General features: G+C 68.5%; 19 protein-coding genes and 4 tRNA genes. 6 read left to right on the plus strand and 17 right to left on the minus strand.

The window, feature by feature from the left end:
- Positions 1-44 precede the first annotated feature (44 nt).
- Both ACIPV2_RS05845 and ACIPV2_RS05850 read left to right on the plus strand, forming a co-directional pair.
- A complete protein-coding gene (locus ACIPV2_RS05845) occupies positions 45-1,403 on the plus strand; it encodes a DUF349 domain-containing protein (RefSeq protein WP_400839315.1) in 1,359 nt (452 codons plus the stop codon).
- An 87-nt stretch (positions 1,404-1,490) separates the two neighbouring features.
- The gene (locus ACIPV2_RS05850; RefSeq protein ID WP_400839317.1) at positions 1,491-2,042 is read left to right on the plus strand and encodes an SAM-dependent methyltransferase; all 552 of its coding nucleotides are present in this window, start codon (positions 1,491-1,493) and stop codon (positions 2,040-2,042) included.
- Here the strand turns inward: ACIPV2_RS05850 and ACIPV2_RS05855 are convergent.
- From ACIPV2_RS05855 to pdxS, 10 genes are all read right to left on the minus strand, one after another.
- The gene (locus tag ACIPV2_RS05855) at positions 2,029-4,281 is read right to left on the minus strand and encodes a RelA/SpoT family protein (protein ID WP_400839319.1); all 2,253 of its coding nucleotides are present in this window, start codon (positions 4,279-4,281) and stop codon (positions 2,029-2,031) included. The two genes, ACIPV2_RS05850 and ACIPV2_RS05855, sit on opposite strands and share 14 nt — an antisense overlap.
- A 69-nt stretch (positions 4,282-4,350) precedes the next feature.
- Positions 4,351-5,340, minus strand: a complete 990-nt coding sequence (gene secF / locus ACIPV2_RS05860) for a protein translocase subunit SecF (RefSeq protein WP_101186631.1) — start codon at positions 5,338-5,340, stop codon at positions 4,351-4,353.
- Positions 5,340-7,079 carry a protein translocase subunit SecD gene (secD, locus tag ACIPV2_RS05865; protein ID WP_101186632.1) on the minus strand — a complete coding sequence of 580 codons (1,740 nt, stop codon included), beginning with the start codon at positions 7,077-7,079 and terminating at the stop codon, positions 5,340-5,342. The genes secF and secD overlap by 1 nt, the downstream gene beginning before the upstream one ends.
- A gap of 32 nt (positions 7,080-7,111) precedes the next feature.
- Positions 7,112-7,522, minus strand: a complete 411-nt coding sequence (gene yajC / locus ACIPV2_RS05870) for a preprotein translocase subunit YajC (protein ID WP_400839937.1) — start codon at positions 7,520-7,522, stop codon at positions 7,112-7,114.
- A 73-nt stretch (positions 7,523-7,595) separates the two neighbouring features.
- Entirely contained in the window at positions 7,596-8,627 is a 1,032-nt protein-coding gene (gene ruvB / locus ACIPV2_RS05875; RefSeq protein WP_400839321.1) for a Holliday junction branch migration DNA helicase RuvB, read from the minus strand.
- On the minus strand, positions 8,620-9,228 hold the full coding sequence (ruvA, locus tag ACIPV2_RS05880; RefSeq protein ID WP_400839323.1) for a Holliday junction branch migration protein RuvA: 609 nt from the start codon (positions 9,226-9,228) through the stop codon (positions 8,620-8,622). Before ruvA ends, ruvB begins: the two co-directional genes overlap by 8 nt.
- A 9-nt stretch (positions 9,229-9,237) precedes the next feature.
- The gene (ruvC, locus tag ACIPV2_RS05885) at positions 9,238-9,852 is read right to left on the minus strand and encodes a crossover junction endodeoxyribonuclease RuvC (protein ID WP_400839325.1); all 615 of its coding nucleotides are present in this window, start codon (positions 9,850-9,852) and stop codon (positions 9,238-9,240) included.
- 155 nt (positions 9,853-10,007) lie between these two features.
- Positions 10,008-10,772, minus strand: coding sequence for a YebC/PmpR family DNA-binding transcriptional regulator (locus ACIPV2_RS05890; RefSeq protein ID WP_101186636.1), 765 nt, complete (start codon positions 10,770-10,772; stop codon positions 10,008-10,010).
- Positions 10,773-10,848: 76 nt separating this feature from the next.
- Entirely contained in the window at positions 10,849-11,436 is a 588-nt protein-coding gene (gene pdxT / locus ACIPV2_RS05895; RefSeq protein WP_400839326.1) for a pyridoxal 5'-phosphate synthase glutaminase subunit PdxT, read from the minus strand.
- 2 nt (positions 11,437-11,438) lie between these two features.
- Positions 11,439-12,341, minus strand: a complete 903-nt coding sequence (pdxS, locus tag ACIPV2_RS05900; protein ID WP_400839328.1) for a pyridoxal 5'-phosphate synthase lyase subunit PdxS — start codon at positions 12,339-12,341, stop codon at positions 11,439-11,441.
- A gap of 68 nt (positions 12,342-12,409) precedes the next feature.
- On the opposite strand from pdxS, the gene ACIPV2_RS05905 reads away from it, so the two are divergent.
- Together ACIPV2_RS05905 and pdxY are read left to right on the plus strand one after the other, a co-directional pair.
- On the plus strand, positions 12,410-13,720 hold the full coding sequence (locus ACIPV2_RS05905; RefSeq protein ID WP_400839330.1) for an aminotransferase class I/II-fold pyridoxal phosphate-dependent enzyme: 1,311 nt from the start codon (positions 12,410-12,412) through the stop codon (positions 13,718-13,720).
- Between the two features lie 4 nt (positions 13,721-13,724).
- Positions 13,725-14,576 carry a pyridoxal kinase PdxY gene (gene pdxY, locus ACIPV2_RS05910; protein ID WP_400839332.1) on the plus strand — a complete coding sequence of 284 codons (852 nt, stop codon included), beginning with the start codon at positions 13,725-13,727 and terminating at the stop codon, positions 14,574-14,576.
- Positions 14,577-14,601: 25 nt separating this feature from the next.
- On the opposite strand, the gene ACIPV2_RS05915 is transcribed toward pdxY, so the two are convergent.
- From ACIPV2_RS05915 to ACIPV2_RS05925, 3 genes are all read right to left on the minus strand, one after another.
- Positions 14,602-15,135, minus strand: coding sequence for an HIT family protein (locus ACIPV2_RS05915; RefSeq protein ID WP_400839334.1), 534 nt, complete (start codon positions 15,133-15,135; stop codon positions 14,602-14,604).
- Positions 15,132-17,069, minus strand: a complete 1,938-nt coding sequence (thrS, locus tag ACIPV2_RS05920; protein ID WP_400839939.1) for a threonine--tRNA ligase — start codon at positions 17,067-17,069, stop codon at positions 15,132-15,134. Before thrS ends, ACIPV2_RS05915 begins: the two co-directional genes overlap by 4 nt.
- 354 nt (positions 17,070-17,423) lie before the next feature.
- Positions 17,424-17,591 (minus strand): hypothetical protein, encoded by a 168-nt coding sequence (locus tag ACIPV2_RS05925; RefSeq protein WP_177243763.1) that lies wholly within the window; start codon positions 17,589-17,591, stop codon positions 17,424-17,426.
- A gap of 146 nt (positions 17,592-17,737) precedes the next feature.
- Here ACIPV2_RS05925 and ACIPV2_RS05930 point away from each other — a divergent pair, with 146 nt between their 5' ends.
- Entirely contained in the window at positions 17,738-19,075 is a 1,338-nt protein-coding gene (locus ACIPV2_RS05930) for a cryptochrome/photolyase family protein (protein ID WP_400839337.1), read from the plus strand.
- A gap of 21 nt (positions 19,076-19,096) precedes the next feature.
- On the opposite strand, the gene ACIPV2_RS05935 is transcribed toward ACIPV2_RS05930, so the two are convergent.
- The 4 genes from ACIPV2_RS05935 to ACIPV2_RS05950 form a co-directional block, all read right to left on the minus strand.
- Positions 19,097-19,375, minus strand: a complete 279-nt coding sequence (locus tag ACIPV2_RS05935) for a hypothetical protein (RefSeq protein WP_400839339.1) — start codon at positions 19,373-19,375, stop codon at positions 19,097-19,099.
- Positions 19,376-19,509: 134 nt separating this feature from the next.
- A tRNA-Val gene (locus ACIPV2_RS05940) sits at positions 19,510-19,581 on the minus strand.
- 25 nt (positions 19,582-19,606) lie between these two features.
- Positions 19,607-19,677: transfer RNA gene (locus tag ACIPV2_RS05945), tRNA-Cys, on the minus strand.
- 56 nt (positions 19,678-19,733) lie between these two features.
- Positions 19,734-19,806, minus strand: a tRNA-Gly gene (locus ACIPV2_RS05950).
- A gap of 204 nt (positions 19,807-20,010) precedes the next feature.
- Here ACIPV2_RS05950 and ACIPV2_RS05955 point away from each other — a divergent pair.
- A tRNA-Val gene (locus ACIPV2_RS05955) sits at positions 20,011-20,086 on the plus strand.
- Positions 20,087-20,175: the final 89 nt, after the last annotated feature.

Raw genomic sequence — 20,175 nt, forward strand, 5'->3', positions numbered from 1 at the left:
CGTCCTTTCCCACTCCCGCGGAGCGACCGCGCAAGGAGAACATCGTGTCTGACAACGACGCCCCCACGCCCACCCCTCCTGTTCCCGGACCGCCTGTTCCGGCTCCGCCGCGTAAGCCGATGCCCACCGTGGCAGCGGCAGCGCCAGCAGCGCCGGCCGTCGCGCCGGTCACCTCGGACGCCGCCGAATGGGGCCGGGTCACCGAGGACGGCACGGTCGAGGTGCGCGAGGGCGAGAGCTGGCGTCCGGTCGGCCAGTACCCCGACGGCACCGCGGAAGAGGCGCTGGCGTACTACGGCCGCAAGTACGACGACCTCGCCGTCAAGCTGGGCACGCTCGAGACCCGCGCGCAGAGCGGCGGCGCATCGGCGACCGACCTGACCAAGCAGGCCACGCACCTGAAGGGCGAGGCCGCGGAACCCGCCGCCGTGGGCGACCTGGTCTCGCTCCGTGAGCGCATCGAGACGCTCCTCGCCTCGCTCGCCGACGCCGCGGCCAGAGAGTCGGCCGCCGCGAAAGAGGCGCTGGACGCCGCCATCGCCGAGCGCACCGCGATCGTCGAGAAGGCCGAGGCCATCGCCGGCCGCGATCTGGCGAAGGTGCAGTGGAAGCAGGTCACCGCAGAGATGACCGAGCTCTTCGACGCTTGGCAGGCTCACCAGCAGAACGCGCCTCGCCTGCCCAAGGGCGTGGCGCAGCAGCTCTGGAAGCGCTTCCGGGATGCGCGCACCACGGTCGACAAGGCACGACGGGCGTTCTTCTCCGAGCTCGACGACGCCCACCGCACCGCCCGTGACGCCAAGGCTCGTCTCGTCGAGCGCGCGGAAGCGCTGGCACCCCGCGGCGTCGACGGCATCCCCGCTTATCGCGATCTGCTCGACGAGTGGAAGGCGTCGGGGCGCGCCGGCCGCAAGGCCGATGACGCGCTCTGGGCGCGGTTCAAGGCAGCCGGCGACGCGCTGTATTCCGCACGCGCAGAGCAGGCGGCCGCTGAGGAGGCCGACTCGGCTCCGAAGATCGAGGCTCGTGAGGCACTGCTCGAAGAGGCGAAGGCCGTCGCCGACGAGCCGAACCTCAAGCGCGCCCGCGCCCTGCTCACGCGCATCCAGCATCAGTGGGACGAGGTCGGCCGCATCTTCCCGCGCGAGAAGGAGCGGGCGCTCGACGACCGCATGCGCTCGATCGAGCAGGCCCTCAAGTCGCGTGAGGACGTCGACTGGAAGAAGAACAACCCTGAGACGAAGGCTCGTGCGAACGACATGAGCTCGCAGCTTCTCGAGGCCATCGAGAAGCTCGAGGCCGAGCTCGCCGCGGCGGAAAAGTCCGGAGACAAGCGCGCAGCCAAGGAGGCCACCGAGGCCCTCGCCGCGCGTCGCTCGTGGTTGAGCGCCCTGGGCGGCTGAACCTCGCCGGCTGACCGGCATCCGCCGTTGTCCACAGTATGAGCCGCGACGTCCTTCTGGTGGGCGTCGCGGCTCATACTGTTGAGCGTGCATCCTGCCCTGTTCTACCGTCCGGGTGGCCGGCTGAGCCTGACCGAGCTCAGCGCTGCACGCCTCGACGGCGACGTCGTCGAGGTCGGCGAGGGATACATGCCGGCGGACACCATCGAGGGACCTGGCGCGAGAGCGTTGAGCCTCTCGCCACTCGTCCCGCCGGGAACGGCCGTGAGCGGCGTGAGCGCCGCCTGGGTGCACGGGGCCGGCGACGCTCCCCCGAGCGTTCACCATGTGTCCCGGATCAGCGTCAGCCGCCAGCGCATCGGTCCGTCGATGCGCGTGGTGCATCACGAGAGACGGCTCGCCGCCGACGACATCCGATCGATTGCCGGAGTATGGGTTCAGACGCCGGAGGCGACCGCCGTGTCGCTGCTGCTCAGCTCGGCGCGCAGCGCTGAGGACGAGATCTGGCTGCATGCGCTGATCGGCGTCTCGCCCGGGTTGATCGACGCCGTTCGCGCGCGGGTGCTGCCGCTGGGCAGGCGGCCGGGCGCCGCCCACGCCAGACGGATCCTGGAGAGCTGGCGGCTCAGGACGTGGTGACGCGGTACACGTCGTAGACGGCATCGATGCGGCGAACGGCGTTGAGCACCCGGTCGAGGTGCACCGAGTCCCCCATCTCGAAGACGAATCTGCTGAGAGCGAGACGCTCGTCGGTGGTCGAGACCGTGGCCGAGAGGATGTTGACGTGGTGCTCGCTGAGCACGCGCGTGACGTCGGAGAGCAGGCCGGAGCGGTCGAGCGCCTCCACCTGGATCTGCACGCGGAACACGCTCTTGGTCGTCGGCGCCCACTCGACCTCGATGAAGCGCTCCGGGTCGGAGCCGAGCGCCTTCACGTTCACGCAGTCCTGACGGTGCACCGAGACGCCGCTGCCCCGCGTGACGAACCCGACGATGGGGTCTCCGGGCACCGGAGTGCAGCAGCGTGCGAGCTTGACGAGGATGTCCGAGGCGCCTCGCACCAGCACACCGGAATCGCTCGTACGCGGTTCGCGCGCCGGGGCACGGCCCGGCAGCTCGATGGCGCCCGTGCTGGTGTCCTCATCGGCGGCGACGAGAGCGGTGACCTTCTCGAGCACCGACTGCGTCGAGACGTGCCCCTCGCCGACAGCGGCGTACAGCCCGGAGACGTCCTCGTAGCGCAGCTGACGCGCGACCTCGGCGAACGATTCCTGGTTCATGAGCCGCTGCAGGGGCAGGTTCTGCTTGCGCATCGCCCTGGCGATGGACTCCTTGCCCTGCTCGATCGCCTCCTCGCGACGCTCCTTCGTGAACCATCCGCGGATCTTGTTGCGCGCCCGGGTGCTCTTGACGAAGCTCAGCCAGTCCTGGCTGGGTCCCGCGTCGGGGTTCTTCGAGGTGAACACCTCGACCACGTCGCCGCTCTTCAGCTCGGTCTCGAGCGGCACGAGCCGCCCGTTGACCTTGGCGCCCATCGTGCGGTGCCCGATCTCGGTGTGCACGGCGTACGCGAAGTCCACCGTCGTCGCACCGGTGGGCAGGCCGATGACCCGCCCCTTCGGGGTGAAGACGTAGACCTCCTTCGCGCCGATCTCGAAGCGCAGCGAATCGAGGAACTCGCTCGGGTCAGCCGTCTCCGCCTGCCAGTCGGAGATGTGCGCGAGCCAGGCCATGTCGGCGTCGGCGGCACGGGCATCCACCTTGCCGCCGTTCATCCGCTCCTTGTACATCCAGTGCGCGGCGACGCCGAACTCCGCCTGCTGGTGCATCTCGTGCGTGCGGATCTGGATCTCGACGGTGCGGCCCGACGGCCCGATGACCGTCGTGTGCAGCGACTGGTAGAGGTTGAACTTGGGGGTGGCGATGTAGTCCTTGAAGCGGCCGGGCAGCGGCGTCCACCGGGCGTGGATCGCTCCGAGCACGGCGTAGCAGTCGCGCACCGAGTTGACCAGGACGCGGATGCCGATCAGGTCGTAGATGTCGTCGAACTCGCGTCCGCGCACGACCATCTTCTGATAGACCGAGTACAGCTGCTTGGGGCGCCCGACCACCTTGCCGCGGATGCGCAGCTCGCGCAGATCCTCGTTGATCGACTCGATGACGCTCTGCAGGTACTTCTCGCGCTGCGGGGTGCGCTGCGCGATGAGGCTGTTGATCTCGGCGTAGATCTTCGGGTGCAGCACCGCGAACGAGAGATCCTCGAGCTCGGACTTGATCGTCTGGATGCCGAGACGGTGCGCGAGCGGCGCGTAGATCTCGAGGGTCTCCTTGGCCTTGCGCGCCGACTTCTCGGGCGGCACGAAGCCCCAGGTGCGGGCGTTGTGCAGGCGGTCGGCGAGCTTGATCAGCAGCACCCGGATGTCCTTCGACATCGCCACGATCATCTTGCGGACCGTCTCGGCCTGCGCGCTCTCGCCGTACTTGACCTTGTCGAGCTTGGTGACGCCGTCGACGAGCATGGCGACCTCGTCGCCGAACTCCGCCGTCAGCTCGGTGAGCGCGTACCCGGTGTCCTCGACGGTGTCGTGCAGCAGGGCCGCGGCGATGGCACGCGGGCCGAGGCCGAGCTCTGCCAGGATCTGCGCGACGGCGAGGGGGTGCGTGATGTACGGCTCGCCGCTCTGGCGGCGCTGCCCCTCGTGCTTCTCCTTGGCGACCCGATAGGCCCGCTCGATGATGGGCAGGTCCCCGCGCGGGTGGTTCGCGCGGACGGTGCGGATCAGGTTGTCGAGGTCGTTGACCCTGGGTGCGCGCGAGAAGATGCGCGGCACCAGCCGGCGCAGGCTCGAGACCTGCGTTGTCGCCTGAGAATCCGCCATCTTCTGCTCCCGTTCCCGATCAGATCATCCTACGCGCGGCCGAGGTCGTCCCCGGCCGCGCGCGGGCGATCACACCGCCGCGACAGCGCGCTCGCGCGCCTCGTGCACCTTCGCGTCGTGCGCGACGATGGCAGGCTCCTTCTCGCGGAACAGCGAGTAGAGGGGCGCCGCGACGAACAGCGTCGAGTACGTCGCGACGATGATGCCGACGAAGATCGACAGCGAGATGTCGGTGAGCGTCTCGGCGCCGAACCACAGCGAGCCGATGAACAGGATCGCGCCGACCGGCAGAGCAGCGACGACCGACGTGTTGATCGAGCGGATCAGCGTCTGGTTCACCGCGAGGTTCACGGACTCGCCGAAGGTGCGCGACGTCTGATTCACGTCCTCTGTGGTGTTCTCGCGGACCTTGTCGAACACGACCGTGGTGTCGTACAGCGAGTACGCCAGGATCGTGAGGAATCCGATCACCGCCGCAGGCGAGATCTCGAACCCGGCGAGGGCGTACACGCCGACCGTGATCAGGAGCACGTCGAGCAGGCCGATGATGGCGGCCGCCGACATCTTCCAGGTGCGGAAGTAGATCGCGAGGATGAGGAAGGTCAGGGCGAGGAAGATCGCCAGGCCCCACAGCGACTGGCGGGTGACGTTCTCGCCCCAGGCCGGCCCGATGAACGAATCGGTGATCTCGTCGGCCTTCACGTCGTACGCGTCGGCGAGGGCGGCCTTGACATCCTGCGTCTCGTCCGGCGTCATCTGGTCGGTCTGCACCCGCACGTCGCGGTTGTTGACCGTGACCACCTTGGCGGCCGCGTCCGGCACGACCGAGCGCACCGCGTCGGTAGCGAGGGCCTGATCGGTGGACGAGGGGGCGGACACGACGAACTGCGATCCGCCCGTGAACTCGATCGAGAACTGCACCGGACGTATGAGCGGCACGAGGGCGGAGCCGACGACCAGCAGGATCGCGATGACGAACCACAGGCGCCGCTTTCCGACGAACGGGAACGAGGTCTTGCCCGAGTAGAGGTTGTTGCCGAACTCATTCATGGAGAACATCAGGCGTCGGAGTCCTTTCCGGCATCCTTGGATCCCGCGAGAGCCTCAGCGCGCTTGCGCTCGGCGATGGTCTGCCGCTTCTCGGCCTCGCCGCGCGCGCCCTTGTTGCGGGCGGCGCGCCCGGACGAACCGGTGTGCACGTCGCGGAACTGCGCGCGACCGCGGTAGACCGCTCCGAGCGCATCCGGGTCGAGACCTGAGAGCTTGTGCCCCCCGCCGAAGAACCGGGTGCGCGCGAGCAGCTGCATGACCGGGTGGGTGAAGATCACGAAGATGAACACGTCGATGAGCGTCGTGAGACCCAGGGTGAACGCGAAGCCCTTCACCGTGGCGTCGGCGAGGACGTACAGCACGACGGCGGCGAGCACGTTGATCGACTTCGAGATGTAGATGGTGCGCTTCGCGCGCCCCCAACCGTCTTCGACGGCGGCGACGATCGACTTGCCGTCTCGCAGCTCGTCTCGGATTCTCTCGAAGTACACGATGAACGAGTCGGCCGTGAACCCGATCGACACGATCAGACCTGCGACGCCGGCGAGCGACAGGCGGAAGCCCATCCGCCACGCGAGGATCGCGATGACGATGTACGTCAGCACGCCCATCACGCCGATGGATGCCATGATCACCCAGCCGAGTGCCCGGTACGTGATCAGGGAGTACAGCGCCACGAGCCCCAGCCCGATGAGACCGGTGATGAGGCCGATCTGCAGCTGCTGCGAGCCGAGCGTCGCCGAGATGGTGTCCGAGCTCTCGACGGTGAAGCTGAGCGGCAGCGCACCGTAGCGCAGCTGGTCGGCGAGGGCCTTCGCGCTGTCCTGCGTGAAGTTGCCCGAGATGCTGGGCTTGCCGTTGAGGATGACCGCCTGCATGGTGGGCGCGGAGAGCACCTTGCCGTCGAGCACGAACGCGAACTGGTCGCGGGGCGACTGCTGCGCGAGGCGGTTGGCGTTCAGCCGCTGGCTGACCTCGCCGAAGATCTGGGTGCCCTTGGCATCGAAGACGAGGTTGACCGTCCAACGGCCGCTCTGCTGCTCGCGTCCGGCCGTGGCGTCGTTGATCACGCTGCCGTCGAGCTCCACGGGTCCGAGCAGGTACTTGTAGCTGCCGTTCTCCTCGCATGCGATCAGCGGCTCATCCGCGGGGGCGTTCGCCGAATCGTGCTTCGCGGAGCAGTCGTAGGCCTGCAGCTCGGCCACTCGCCGGTCGGTGACCCAGTTGGGGTCGGACTTGTCGGTCGGCTCGGCGGTGGGCGTCGCGTTCATCGCGTCGTCCGGGGTCGGGTACGCCGTCTCCTGACCGTCTTCGCCGACGAACGAGGTCGCCGGGGCGGTGGCCAGAATCACCGGGCGCAGCTCGAGCTTGGCGCTGGCCTGGATGCGATCGCGGGTGGCCTGGTCTGCGGCGCCGGGGATCTGGACGACGATGTTGCGGCCGCCCTCCGTCGTGATGTCTGCCTCGGCGACACCGGAGGCGTCGACACGCTGGCGGATGATCGCAGCGGCCTGATTGAGCTGATCCTCGGTGGGGGCGGCTCCGTCGGGCGACTCGGCGCCGAGGATGATCTGCGTTCCGCCCTGCAGGTCGAGCGCGAGCTCAGGGGCCCAGGAGCTGGCCGGCTCTCCGGCGTCGGTCTTGAAGACGTACACGCCGAGAGCATTGATGCCGAACAGCACGGCCGTGACGATGAGCAGGCCGAGGAGGACTCGCCAGGCATGGCGAGTCGGAGATGTTGATGCCACTGAGTTCCGCTTTCGAGTGAGGTGCCGGCGCGTCAGTTCTCGTCGTTGCGCTCGAGCCGCGCCTTGGTCTCTTCGGGAGTCTCGACCTTGATGGACTCGATGCCGTCGGTCCGGTCCTGAGCGGGCGCGTCGACATCGGTGACGGGCGTGTCGATGAGCACGTCGCCCTCCGCAGTCTCGTCCACGAGGCGCAGGATCGCCTGGCTGTGCACCTCGATGACGACGCCGGGTGCGATCTCGACGCGAGCGGGCTTGTCGAGGTCGACCGGGTCGTACGAGACGATGGTGCCGTACAGGCCGCCCTGCAGCAGAACCTTGACGCCGGGAACCGTCTTGGTGGCCTTCTCCTCCTGCTGCTCCTTCATCTGCTTCTGGCGCTTGCGGGTGTTCAGGAACATGAACACGAGCATCACGGCGAGAAGACCGAAGAGCATGAGGGACATGGGATCCATAGGGATGGGCCTTTCAAAGAGCGCACGCCGATGAGCGCACAAGGGTTCGGGGAGGCTTCAGCGATTATAGGTCATCGAACAATGCCACGCCTTCGGGGTGCGCGATGCCGAGGTGCCGGTAGGCCTCGGGCATGGCGATACGTCCGCGCGGGGTGCGCCCGAGGAAGCCGATGCGCACCAGGTAGGGCTCGACGACGCTCTCGACGGTCTCGGCTTCCTCGCCGACGGCCACCGCCAGGGTGCTGAGCCCCACCGGTCCGCCGCGGAACCGACGCACGAGCGCCTCGAGCACCGCTCGGTCGAGCCGGTCGAGGCCGATGGGGTCCACATCGTAGAGCTCGAGTGCCGCCTGCACGTCGGCGATCGACGCCGACGCGCCGCCCCCGTGAACCAGCGCATAGTCACGCACGCGGCGCAGCAGGCGGTTCGCGATGCGGGGGGTGCCGCGAGAGCGTCGCGCGATCTCGCTGAGCGAGTCGTCGGGCAGCCGCACGCCGAGCACGTTGGCCGACCGCGCGATCACGCGCTCGAGATCGTCGTCGTCATAGAACTCGAGATGGCCGGTGAATCCGAAGCGGTCGCGCAGCGGATTGGGCAGCAGGCCAGAGCGGGTCGTCGCGCCGACGAGCGTGAAGGGCGAGAGTTCGAGCGGGATGCTCGTGGCGCCGGCACCCTTGCCGACCATGATGTCGATGCGGAAGTCCTCCATCGCGAGGTACAGCATCTCCTCGGCGGAGCGCGCCATCCGGTGGATCTCGTCGATGAACAGCACCTCGCCCGGCGTGAGGCTCGACAGCAGAGCTGCGAGGTCCCCGGCGTGCTGAATGGCGGGACCGCTGGAGAGGCGCAGCGGCCGGCCGCTCTCGTGCGCGACGATCATCGCGAGGGTGGTCTTGCCGAGCCCGGGGGGACCTGCGAGCAGGATGTGATCGGCCGGGCGCTCCTGGATGCGCGCGGCTTCGAGCAGCAGCTGCAGCTGACCGCGCACCTTCGGCTGCCCGACGAACTCGTCGAGACTGGTCGGCCGGAGCGCGCCCTCGATCGCGAGCTCGGTCTCGTCGAGCGCCTCCCCTGCATCACGCGCGTCGTCAGCCACGCTTGGCCCCCGGTCCCATGGCGGCGAGCGTGCGGCGCAGCAGCGCCGGAACCGACTCGCGCTCGGCGTCGGTGGCATCCTCCGCCGACTGCGCCGCAGCTTCCGCGGCGACCTTCTCCGACCAGCCCAGTCCGACCAGCGCCGCGGCGACCTGCTCGACGGTGGCGGTGGCGGGAGCCCCGGCGGGGGCGAATGCCACACGGGGCTGCACCTTGCCCGCCAGCTGCACGACGATGAGCTTCGCCGTCTTCGGGCCGATTCCCGACACACGGCGGAACGGTGCGTCGTCCTCTGCGGTGACAGCCTCTGCGATCTGATCGACGGTGAGGTGCGAGAGCACGCCGAGTGCGGACTTCGGCCCGACGCCGGTGACACTGAGCAGCTGACCGAAGATCTCGAGTTCGTCGCTGTCGCTGAAGCCGAACAGGGTGAGCGCGTCCTCGCGCACGATCAGGCTGGTGTGCAGCTGAAGCTGGTCGCCGACCACGGCGGTGTGCGCCACATCGCCGGGGACGAAGACCGAGAACCCGACTCCGCCGGTCTCGATGACGACGTGGGTCGAGCCGGCGTGCAGCACCGTGCCGCGCAGAGACGAGATCATGCGGCCAGCCTATCGAGCAGGTCGTACATCCGTTCGACCGACACGGGCGCGCGCGGGCAGCGACCGGCTCCGGCTGCCGCGCTCGGCGTCGGCCCAGGCCTGCTGCGCCGGGGTGAGACTGGTGCCGGCAGCCGCCGCGGCGGAGCCGCCGCGCCACGCGTGGCAGAGGGCGATCGCGAGGGCGTCGGCGGCATCGGCCGGCTGGGGTGGAGCATCCAGTCGCAGGATCCGCGCGATCATCGACTGCACCTGGCGCTTGTCGGCAGAGCCGTATCCGGTGACGGCGGCCTTCACCTCGCTGGGCGTGTGGGTCGCGGCGGGAAGTCCGGCTTCCGCGGCGATGAGGAGGGCGACACCGGATGCCTGGGCCGTGGCCATCACAGTCTGGACGTTGTGCTGGGCGAAGACCCGCTCCACCGCGACCGCGCCCGGCTGGTGCTCGTGGATCACCGCGCGGATGCCCGCGGCCACCGCCGCCAACCGCGTCGACAGGTCCGCATCGACGGGAGTCCGCACGACCCCGACATGCACGAGGGATGCCCGACGCGACCGGTCGACGTCGACGACCCCGATGCCGCAGCGGGTGAGGCCGGGATCGATGCCGAGGACGCGCAGGGAGCTCACTCCCCCAGGCTATGAGCACGCAGAAGGCCCCGAGCGCAGGCGCGCCCGGGGCCTTCCGGTGTCGTGGCTGTTCAGCTTCCCGGCGTGGGTTGCTGAGCCCGCCGAAGGGGGGTTCCTGAGCGCGCCGAAGGGGGGTTCCTGAGCCTGTCGAAGGGCTACTCCTCGTCGTCGCTCTCGAGCTCGGCCTGCACCTCGGGAGTCAGGTCGAAGTTGGCGAAGACGTTCTGCACGTCGTCGCTGTCTTCGAGCGCGTCGATGAGGCGGAAGACCTTGCGTGCCGTGTCGGCGTCGATCTCGACCTTGAGGTTCGGCACGAACTCGATGTCGGCCGAGTCGTAGTCGATGCCGGCGTCCTGCAGGCCGGTGCGCACGGCCACCAGATCGGTCGCCTCGGCGATCACCTGAAAGCCCTCGGCGTGCGGCTCGATCTCCTCGGCGCCGGCCTCGAGGGCCGCCATCATCACGTCGTCCTCGGTGGTTCCCTCGGAGCCGACGACGATCACGCCCTTGCGGGTGAAGTTGTAGGCGACCGATCCGGGGTCGGCCAGAGTGCCGCCGTTGCGGGTGAGGGCGGTGCGCACCTCTGCCGCAGCACGGTTCTTGTTGTCGGTCAGACACTCGATCATGAGGGCGACGCCGTTGGGTCCGTAGCCCTCGTACATGATCGATGTGTACTCGACGGCCTCGCCGCCGATGCCCGCACCGCGCTTCACCGCGCGGTCGATGTTGTCCTTCGGGACCGACATCTTCTTGGCCTTGAGCACCGCGTCGAACAGCGTCGGGTTGCCGGCCTGGTCGGGTCCGCCGAGCTTCGCGGCGACCTCGATGTTCTTGATGAGCTTCGCCCACGACTTGGCACGGCGCGAATCGATGACGGCCTTCTTGTGCTTGGTCGTGGCCCACTTGGAATGCCCGGACATATGTCTCCGCTCGTCGTCTGCGCCTGGAGTCGCCTCCAGGGCGCCGTCCATTCTATCGAATAGCACGGGATGCGCTTCAGCGCCGGTCGCCGACCCTCCGCAGGAATCGCTCATGGAACCGCGTCTCTCCGGAGATCTCCGGATGGAAGCTGATCCCCAGCAGGTTCTCCTGCTCGACCGCGACCACCGTTCCATCCTCCAGGGACGCCAGCACCGCGGCATCCGGACCCACCGACTCGACCACCGGTCCGCGGATGAACGCCGCGTGCACCGGTTCATCGCCCAGCGCCGGCACCGCGACCGGCCCCTCGAACGAGTCGACCTGACGGCCGAATGCATTGCGCCGCACGGTGACGTCGAGCCCGCCGAACGTCTGCTGTCCTTCAATCGCGTCAGCGAGGCGATCGGCGAGCATGATCAGTCCGGCGCAGGTGCCGAACACGGGCATCCCCTCGCGGATGGCCGCACGGATCGGCTCTGCGAGCCCGAACATGCGGGTGAGCTTGTCGATCACGCTCGACTCCCCGCCGGGGATCACGAGACCGTCGACGGAGGCGAACTCCTCCGGCCGGCGCACGCGCACGACCTCTGCACCGAGGTGCTCGAGCATGGCGGCGTGCTCGCGCACGTCACCCTGCAGCGCGAGCACCCCGACGCGCGCCATGGTCACCAGCCGCGCTCGGCGAGGCGGTGGGGCGCCGGAAGATCGGTGACGTTGATGCCGACCATGGCCTCGCCCAGGCCGCGCGAGGCCTCGGCGATCACCTTCGGGTCGTCGTAGAACGCTGTCGCCTTGACGATCGCCTTGGCTCGGGCGACCGGGTCACCCGACTTGAAGATGCCCGACCCGACGAAGACGCCGTCCGCACCGAGCTGCATCATCATCGCGGCGTCGGCCGGGGTCGCGACACCGCCGGCGACGAAGAGGACGACGGGCAGTTCGCCGGTCTCGGCGATCTCGGCGACCAGCTCGTACGGCGCCTGCAGCTCCTTGGCGGCGACGTAGAGCTCGTCCTTCGACAGGGCGCCGAGGGCGGCGATCTCGCCGCGGATCTTGCGGATGTGCTTCATCGCCTCGGAGACGTCTCCGGTGCCGGCCTCGCCCTTCGAGCGGATCATCGCCGCGCCCTCGGTGATGCGCCGCAGCGCCTCACCGAGGTGAGTGGCGCCGCAGACGAACGGCACGGTGAACGGCCACTTGTCGATGTGGTTCACATAGTCGGCGGGCGAGAGGACCTCGGACTCGTCGATGTAGTCGACGCCGAGCTCCTGCAGCACCTGCGCCTCGACGAAGTGCCCGATGCGGGCCTTGGCCATCACGGGGATCGAGACCGAGGAGATGATGCTGTCGATCATGTCGGGGTCGCTCATCCGCGACACCCCGCCCTGGGCACGGATGTCGGCCGGCACGCGCTCGAGCGCCATGACGGCGACGGCGCCCGCGTCTTCGGCGATCTTCGCCTGCTCGGCGGTGACGACGTCCATGATGACGCCGCCCTTGAGCATCTCGGCGAGACCGCGCTTGACGCGCTGCGATCCGGTGGTCGGGTTCTGGTCGGTGGATGCCATGATCACTCCTCGTTGTGACAATCCGCGCTTTGGCCTATGCCAAACGATAGCACCATAGAATCGGGGTGATGGACGCGACGATCACCGGAACCTCCGCTGCCGAGATAGCCGACAGCGTGCGCGGTCTGCGCGAGCGCGGGTCGCTGCGCCCCGGCGACCTGCTGCCTTCGGTGCGCGAGCTCGCGACCATGCTCGGGGTGAACCGCAACACCGCCGTGGCCGCGTATCGCCAGCTGGCACAGGCAGGGCTCGTCGTCTCCCGCGGTCGCGCCGGGACGATCATGGCGGGCGGTGAGCCCGTGGCGCAGGAGGGCGTCGCAGACACCGTGCTGCGCGACGTGGCATCCGGAAACCCCGACCCAACCCTGATCCCCGATCCCACGCCCGCGCTGGGGCGGATCGTCGGGCGCCCCGTGCTGTACGGCGAGCCGGTGATCGACGCCGGGCTCGAGCAGTGGACTCGCGAGTGGATGCTCGCCGACCTCCCCCGCGACGACCTGCGCGTGATCGTGACCAGCGGTGCCGTCGACGCGGTCGAGCGGCTGCTCGCGCAGGCGCTCACGCGCGACGATGCGGTCGCTCTGGAGGACCCGTGCTTCCTCTCCAGCATCCACACTGTCCGGCTCGGGGGCTATCGTGCCGTCCCGGTGCCCGTCGATGAGGAGGGCATGACGGTCGACGGCCTGCGCGCGGCCCTCGACGCGGGGGTTCGCGCCGTCATCAGCACGCCTCGCGCGCAGAACCCCACCGGCGTGAGCCTCTCCCCCGCTCGCGCCGCGGCGCTGCGCGAGGTGCTCGCCGATCATCCCTACGTCCTGATCATCGAGGACGACCACTTCTCACTGCTCTCGCCCCACCCGTACGCCTCGCTGATCGGCCGCGAGCATCGCCGGTACGCACTGATCCGCTCGGTGTCGAAGTTCCTCGGGCCCGACATGTGCCTCGCCCTCGCCGGCACGGATCCGACGACCGCGGAGCGGCTGGCGATGCGTCTCAGCCCTGGCACCACGTGGGTGAGCCACCTGCTGCAGCGCCTGGCGCACGCGCAGCTCACCGACCCCGACGCCCGAGCGCAGATCTCCCGCGCTGCCGCGCACTACGCCGACCGCAACGCGGCATTCGCCAAGGCGCTGCAAGCCCGCGGCATCCGGACCATGTCGACCGACGGGCTGAGCCTGTGGGTGCAGCTTGAGACGACCGCACGCATCGCCGCCGAGCGGCTCATGCGCCGTGGCTGGCTCGCCCGCCCCGGCGATGAGTTCCTGCTCGACGAGACCGCGGGTCCGTCCCGCCATCTTCGCCTCACCGTGCACGATCTGACGGATGCCGAGAGTGCCCGCCTCATCGATGACCTGGCTGCGGCTGCAGTGAGAGGATGAAAGGATGAAGATCCTCTCGATCCAGTCGGCCGTCGCGCACGGTCACGTCGGAAACTCCGCGGCCGTCTTCCCACTGCAGCGCCTCGGCGTCGATGTGCTGCCGGTGTACACGGTCAACTTCTCCAACCACACCGGCTACGGCTCCTGGCGCGGACCGATGATCGACCCGTCGGATGTGCGAGAGGTGATCACCGGCATCGAGGAGCGCGGCGTCTTCGGCGAGATCGACGCGGTGCTCAGCGGCTATCAGGGCGGCGAGGGCATCGCCGACGTGATCATCGACGCCGTCGCTCGGGCTAAGGCCGCCAACCCGGATGCGGTGTACGCCTGCGACCCGGTGATGGGAAACGCGAAATCGGGATGCTTCGTCGCCCCGGCGATCCCCGTGCTGCTGCGCGACAGGGTTGTGCCCGTCGCCGACATCATCACGCCGAACCAGTTCGAGCTCGGCTTTCTGACCGACACCGATCCGTCGGATCTCGAGTCCACGCTCGCCTCGGTCGACGCCGCGATGGCGATGGGGCCCTCGACCGTGCTGGTGACCTCCGTCGAGCGCCCCGACCGCGAAGAGGGCACGATCGAGATGCTCGCCGCCGATGACAAGGGCGCCTGGCTCGTCGCCACGCCGCATCTGCCGATGAAGGCGAACGGCTCAGGCGACGTGACCGCAGCCCTGTTCACCGCGCACTACACCTCGACCGGCGACGCGAAGCTCGCCCTCGAGCGCACGGTGTCCAGCGTGTTCGACCTGCTGCAGAACACCCTCGACTCCGGAGACCGCGAGCTGCGTCTCGTCCAGTCGCAGGAGGCCTACGCGAACCCCCGGATGCAGTTCACCGCGCACCAGGTGCGCTGACCTGCTGCACTCGGACTCAGCGGCCTCAGCGCGGCCAGGCGTTCGCGACAGCCTCGCGGATCTCGCCCAGCAGCTGCGGCAGGGCCTTGGTCTTCGCGATGATCGGGAAGAAGTTGGCATCCGTCGCCCACCGCGGCACGATGTGCTGGTGCAGGTGGGCGGCGACGCCGGCGCCGGCGACCTCGCCCTGGTTCATGCCGAGGTTGAAGCCGTCGCAGCGTGACACCTCGCGCAGCACCCGCATGCCCGTCTGAGTGAGTGCGCCGATCTCGGCGACCTCCTCGGGTGTCGCCTGGTCGTACGTGCCGATGTGGCGGTACGGGCACACCAGCAGGTGACCGGAGTTGTACGGGAACAGGTTGAGAACCACGAAGGCGGTCTCGCCGCGGGCGACGATCAGCCGCTCCTCGTCCGGATGCTTCGGCGCCTCGCAGAACGGGCACTCGTCGCGAAGCGGCTGCGGGCCCGCCTTGATGTACGCCATCCGGTGCGGCGTCCACAGGCGCTGGAACTCGTCCGGCACGCCGGCAAGACGACTGCCGTCTTCGAGTTCAGTCAAGCGAGGTCCCCCGACGTCATGACGCGCGCGTGGCTCGCGATCGCCGAGCGGATGCGCGACACGGCATCCGCGACCGGCACCCCGTTCTCCTGCGACCCGTCGCGGAAGCGGAACGAGACCGTGCCGGCGGCGCGATCCTGCTCGCCCGCGATGAGGATCACCGGCACCTTCGCAGTGGTGTGATTGCGGATCTTCTTCTGCATCCGGTCGTCGGAGTGGTCGACGTCGGCACGGACCCCGGCTTCACGCAGCTGGGCGACGACGCCGTCGAGGTACTCGCCGTACTGGTCGGCGACGGGCACGCCCATCACCTGCACCGGAGCCAGCCACAGCGGGAAGTCGCCGGCGTAGTGCTCGAGCAGGATGGCGAAGAAGCGCTCGACCGAGCCGAGCAGCGCGCGGTGGATCATCACCGGGCGGTGCTTCTGGCCGTCGGGGCCGGTGTACTCGAGCTCGAACCGCTCGGGCTGGTTGAAGTCGAGCTGAATGGTCGACATCTGCCAGGTGCGTCCGATCGCGTCACGCGCCTGCACCGAGATCTTCGGGCCGTAGAACGCGGCTCCGCCCGGGTCGGCGACCAGCTCGAGACCCGACTCGAGGGCGACCTCGCGCAGGGTGTCGATCGCGGTCGTCCACTGCTCGGGGTCGCCGAGGAACTTGTCGTTGCCCTCTTCATTCGTGGACAGCTCGAGGTAGAAGTCGTTGAGGCCGTAGTCGCGCAGCAGGGTGAGCACGAGGTTCAGGTTGGTCGCGAGCTCCTCGCGCACCTGGTCCTGCGTGACGTAGATGTGCGCATCGTCCTGGGTCAGGCCTCGCACGCGGGTGAGCCCCGACAGGGTGCCGCTCTTCTCGTAGCGGTACACGGTGCCGAACTCCGCCATCCGCAGCGGAAGCTCACGGTAGCTGCGGCCGCGCGAGCGGAAGATGAGGTTGTGGAACGGGCAGTTCATGGGCTTCAGGTAGTAGTCCTGGCCCTGCCGGGTGATGTTCCCCTCGTCATCACGCGCCTCATCGAGGTGCATCGGAGGGAACATGCCGTCGGCATAGGTCTGCAGATGACCGGAGGTCATGAACAGGTCCTTCTTGGTGATGTGCGGGCTGTTCACCACCTCGTAGCCGTTGCGCAGCAGATGGCGACGCAGGTTCTCCTCGATCTCGTAGCGGATGATGCCGCCCTTGGGGTGGAACACCGCGAGGCCCGAGCCGATCTCGTCCGGGAAGGAGAACAGGTCCATCTCGACACCGAGCTTGCGGTGATCGCGACGCTCGGCCTCGGCCAGACGCTCCTGATAGGCGCGCAGCTCGTCCTTGGTCGGCCATGCCGTGCCGTAGATGCGCTGCAGCTGCGGGTTCTTCTCGCTGCCGCGCCAATAGGCGGCCGCGACGCGGGTGAGGTCCCAGCCGTTGCCGACCATGCGGGTGCTCGGCACGTGCGGGCCACGGCAGAGATCCTTCCAGGCGACCTCGCCGTCCTTGGTGACGTTGTCGTAGATGGTCAGCTCGCCGGCTCCGACTTCGACGGATGCGCCTTCTGCGGCATCCGCGCCCGACCCGGGGCCGCCCGCGAGGTCGATGAGCTCGAGCTTGAACGGCTCGTTCGCCAGCTCCGCTCGTGCTTCGTCTTCGGTGACCACTCGGCGGGTGAAGCGCTGACCCTCGCGGACGATGCGCTGCATCTCCTTCGAGATGGCCTTGAGGTCCTCCGGGGTGAAGGGCTCATCGACGCCGAAGTCGTAGTAGAAGCCGTCGGTGATGAACGGACCGATGCCGAGGTTCGCCTGCGGGCGTATGCGCTGTACGGCCTGGGCCAGCACGTGCGCCGTGGAGTGGCGCAGGATGGCGAGCCCGTCGGGGCTGTCGATGGTGATCGCCTCGACGACGTCGCTGTCGGCGACGGTCGCGGCGAGATCCTTCAGCTCGCCGTTCACGCGCATGGCGATGACGGAACGATCGGTGAACAGGGCGAAGCCGTCGCGCTTGTCGGCACGAGGCTGGGCGATGTCTGACACGGGTTTCTCCAGATAGACGATGGAAGTGGACCACTCAGCTGCAGGCGCGAACGCGCCCCTGCCCGCTCAGGCGTCCGTAGTTCGCGCGACGACAGCGGTGACAGAGGTCACGAGAGCGGTCGACGCGGATTCCATGTCCTGAAGTCTACGCCGCCGGCGTCCCGGCATCCCGCATCCGCGCCCCGGACACAGGAAAGCCCCGGTCCGCGAGCTCTCGCTCTGCGTACCGGGGCCGAGCGCCGATCGTTTACCCGTTGACGATCGACGCGGGGTCGGAGGTCACACGCTCGTGTTACGACCCGAGACCGCCCTGATGAGCCACGCGATCACCGCGAGCGCAAGAAGGACCAGTCCGACCCACAGCAGGAAGTTCAGGGACTGCACCAGCCCACCCGTGATTGCCAGGATGATCGCGATGACCGCGATGATGATGAGAAGGGGATTCATGACCGCTCCTTTCCGTTCTGGAGCTCACCTGAGCTCCGATGTGACCACCGTAGGGCGGCGCGACCGCTCGGCCGTAGGGGGTTGACTCTGCGAGTCGAACCGTGCGAACGCTGCCCCTGGTACGCGGCATCTGGGATGCTGTGCGCATGACGTCCCCCTCGATCGTGTGGTTCCGCGATGACCTGCGCCTCGCAGACAACCCCGCCCTGCGTGCGGCGATCGACCGGGACGAGCCGATCATCGCCGTGTACGTCCTCGACGAGGAATCCCCCGGCTTCCGGATGCTCGGGGGCGCCGCCCGCTGGTGGCTGCATCACTCGCTCGCATCTCTGCGCGACCGCGTGATCGAGCGCGGCGGCGCGTTCGTGCTGCGTCGAGGTGCTGCGGCGCCCGTCATCGCGGAGCTGGTCGCGCAGACTGGCGCCGGTGCGGTGTTCTGGAACCGGCGCTACGGCGGGCCGCAGCGGGACGTGGACACGCAGATCAAGACGGACCTGCGTGAACGCGGAATAGAGGTGCGCTCGTTCGCGGCATCGCTCCTCTTCGAGCCGTGGACGGTGCGGACAGGCAGCGGCACCCATTTCTCGGTGTTCACGCCCTTCTGGCGCGCGTGCCAGGCTCTTCCCGCGCCGCGCGCTCCGCTGCCGGAGCCCCGCGAAATCCAGGGACCTGCCCGGATCCCGGCATCCGACGATCTCGACGACTGGTCGCTGCTGCCCACCGCTCCAGACTGGGCGGGTGGTCTGCGCGAGATGTGGGAGCCGGGCGAGCCGGCTGCGCGCGCACGGCTGAGGGATTTCCTCCGCGAAGACCTGGCGCAGTACGACACCACGCGCGATGAGCCGGCGGCGGGCATCACCTCCCTGCTGTCACCGCGACTGCGGTGGGGCGAGCTGAGCCCTTTCACCGTCTGGCACGCCGCGACGGAGCACGAGGGCGCTGGGCGCTTCCTCTCCGAGATCGGCTGGCGCGAGTTCGCCTGGCACACCCTGTTCCACTTCCCGGAGCTTGCGACCCGCAACCTCCGCCCCGAGTTCGACGCGTTCCCCTGGCCCCGGCTGAAGCCGGGTCGGCTGACCGCATGGCAGCGCGGCGAGACGGGCATCCCACTGGTGGATGCCGGGATGCGCGAGCTGTGGCACACCGGCTTCATGCACAACCGGGTGCGGATGGTGACGGCGTCGTTCCTGATCAAGAACCTGCTCGTCGACTGGCGCCGCGGCGAGGAGTGGTTCTGGGACACGCTGGTCGACGCCGATGACGCCTCGAATCCGTTCAACTGGCAGTGGGTCGCCGGCTCCGGCGCTGACGCCGCGCCGTACTTCCGGGTGTTCAACCCCGAACTGCAGGCGAAGAAGTTCGATCGCGATGGCCACTACGTCCGGGACTGGGTCGGGGATGCCCGGCTCGAGCCGATCGTCGACCTCGGCGAGACGCGCAAGGCGGCGCTCGCCGCGTACGAGAGCATGCGCCGGTCTCGCTGACCCGACCCCGCGCTTCGACGCCTACAGGAGATCGGCCGGCAGGTCGTCGAAGCCGCCCGGCTGCACGATGTCGAGCGCCTCGAGACGGTGCGGCAGAACGGCGATCCGCACGCGGCTGTGCGGTGAGAGCAGAACGGACACCTCTGCTCCCTCGGCGGTCCGGAAATCGACGAACCGGCTCTGCGCGGCAGCCTCTTCGATGCGACTCTTCAGATCGCCGATGTCCTGGTCGCGCTCCAGCGGGATGCTGTCGTCGTCATCGATCAGAATGATCGCCTGCTGCATCTGCACCATGGTCATGCAGCGACGGTAACCACCTCGTTTGACATGGAAGAGGGGGTTGCGCTCGCCGGGTCGACTCGCAAGACAAGTCCGTCTGCAACGAGCATCCGGAAACGAGAAAACCCCCGGACTCATCCGGGGGTCTCTGTCTGTGCGCGATACTGGGATCGAACCAGTGACCTCTTCCGTGTCAGGGAAGCGCGCTACCGCTGCGCCAATCGCGCCTAGAAGGCTGTTCAGTTGTCAGAGAGGTGGCGACGGGATTCGAACCCGTGTAAACGGCTTTGCAGGCCGGTGCCTAGCCTCTCGGCCACGCCACCGCGAGGTGGATTCGAACCCACATGCCGAAACCCCCTGAAGGGGGCTCCTGCACTCGAGCGGATGACGAGACTCGAACTCGCGACCCTCACCTTGGCAAGGTGATGCGCTACCAACTGCGCTACATCCGCATATTCTGTTGTCGTTCCCGGCTTCCCGGGCACTTGAAATACATTAGCCCAGGATCGGCGCATCGCCAAACCGCTCCACGCCGCCGGGCGTGTCTTTCCACCCGGCCCCAGCCGCCACGCCCGGCGAGCCGCACGGTGTCTGGACGCCCGCACGGATCGGGTATGCTTTCTGACTGTGCCACCGTGCACGAAACAACTCCACATGGGCGATTGGCGCAGTTGGTAGCGCGCTTCCTTCACACGGAAGAGGTCATCGGTTCGAGTCCGGTATCGCCCACCATCCAGGAACCCCGTCAGTGATCTGACGGGGTTTCGTCGTTCAGCCGCGCACAACCGGAGCAGGAGACGGCCTAGCACAGACGGCCGCGA

The sequence above is a fragment of the Microbacterium sp. NPDC089987 genome (genome assembly GCF_044748505.1).
In the GTDB taxonomy this organism is placed as follows: domain Bacteria; phylum Actinomycetota; class Actinomycetes; order Actinomycetales; family Microbacteriaceae; genus Microbacterium.

Bases quoted from the DNA above. Each gene is read 5' to 3' on its own strand.
- ACIPV2_RS05855 (WP_400839319.1), bottom strand. From the start codon at position 4,281: ATGGCGGATTCTCAGGCGACAACGCAGGTCTCGAGCCTGCGCCGGCTG.
- secF (WP_101186631.1), bottom strand. From the start codon at position 5,340: ATGTTCTCCATGAATGAGTTCGGCAACAACCTCTACTCGGGCAAGACC.
- yajC (WP_400839937.1), bottom strand. From the start codon at position 7,522: ATGTCCCTCATGCTCTTCGGTCTTCTCGCCGTGATGCTCGTGTTCATG.
- ruvA (WP_400839323.1), bottom strand. From the start codon at position 9,228: ATGATCTCGTCTCTGCGCGGCACGGTGCTGCACGCCGGCTCGACCCAC.
- ACIPV2_RS05890 (WP_101186636.1), bottom strand. From the start codon at position 10,772: ATGTCCGGGCATTCCAAGTGGGCCACGACCAAGCACAAGAAGGCCGTC.
- pdxT (WP_400839326.1), bottom strand. From the start codon at position 11,436: ATGGCGCGCGTCGGGGTGCTCGCGCTGCAGGGTGACGTGCGCGAGCAC.
- pdxS (WP_400839328.1), bottom strand. From the start codon at position 12,341: ATGGCATCCACCGACCAGAACCCGACCACCGGATCGCAGCGCGTCAAG.
- ACIPV2_RS05905 (WP_400839330.1), top strand. From the start codon at position 12,410: ATGGACGCGACGATCACCGGAACCTCCGCTGCCGAGATAGCCGACAGC.
- pdxY (WP_400839332.1), top strand. From the start codon at position 13,725: ATGAAGATCCTCTCGATCCAGTCGGCCGTCGCGCACGGTCACGTCGGA.
- thrS (WP_400839939.1), bottom strand. From the start codon at position 17,069: ATGCGCGTGAACGGCGAGCTGAAGGATCTCGCCGCGACCGTCGCCGAC.
- ACIPV2_RS05925 (WP_177243763.1), bottom strand. From the start codon at position 17,591: ATGAATCCCCTTCTCATCATCATCGCGGTCATCGCGATCATCCTGGCA.
- ACIPV2_RS05930 (WP_400839337.1), top strand. From the start codon at position 17,738: ATGACGTCCCCCTCGATCGTGTGGTTCCGCGATGACCTGCGCCTCGCA.
- ACIPV2_RS05935 (WP_400839339.1), bottom strand. From the start codon at position 19,375: ATGACCATGGTGCAGATGCAGCAGGCGATCATTCTGATCGATGACGAC.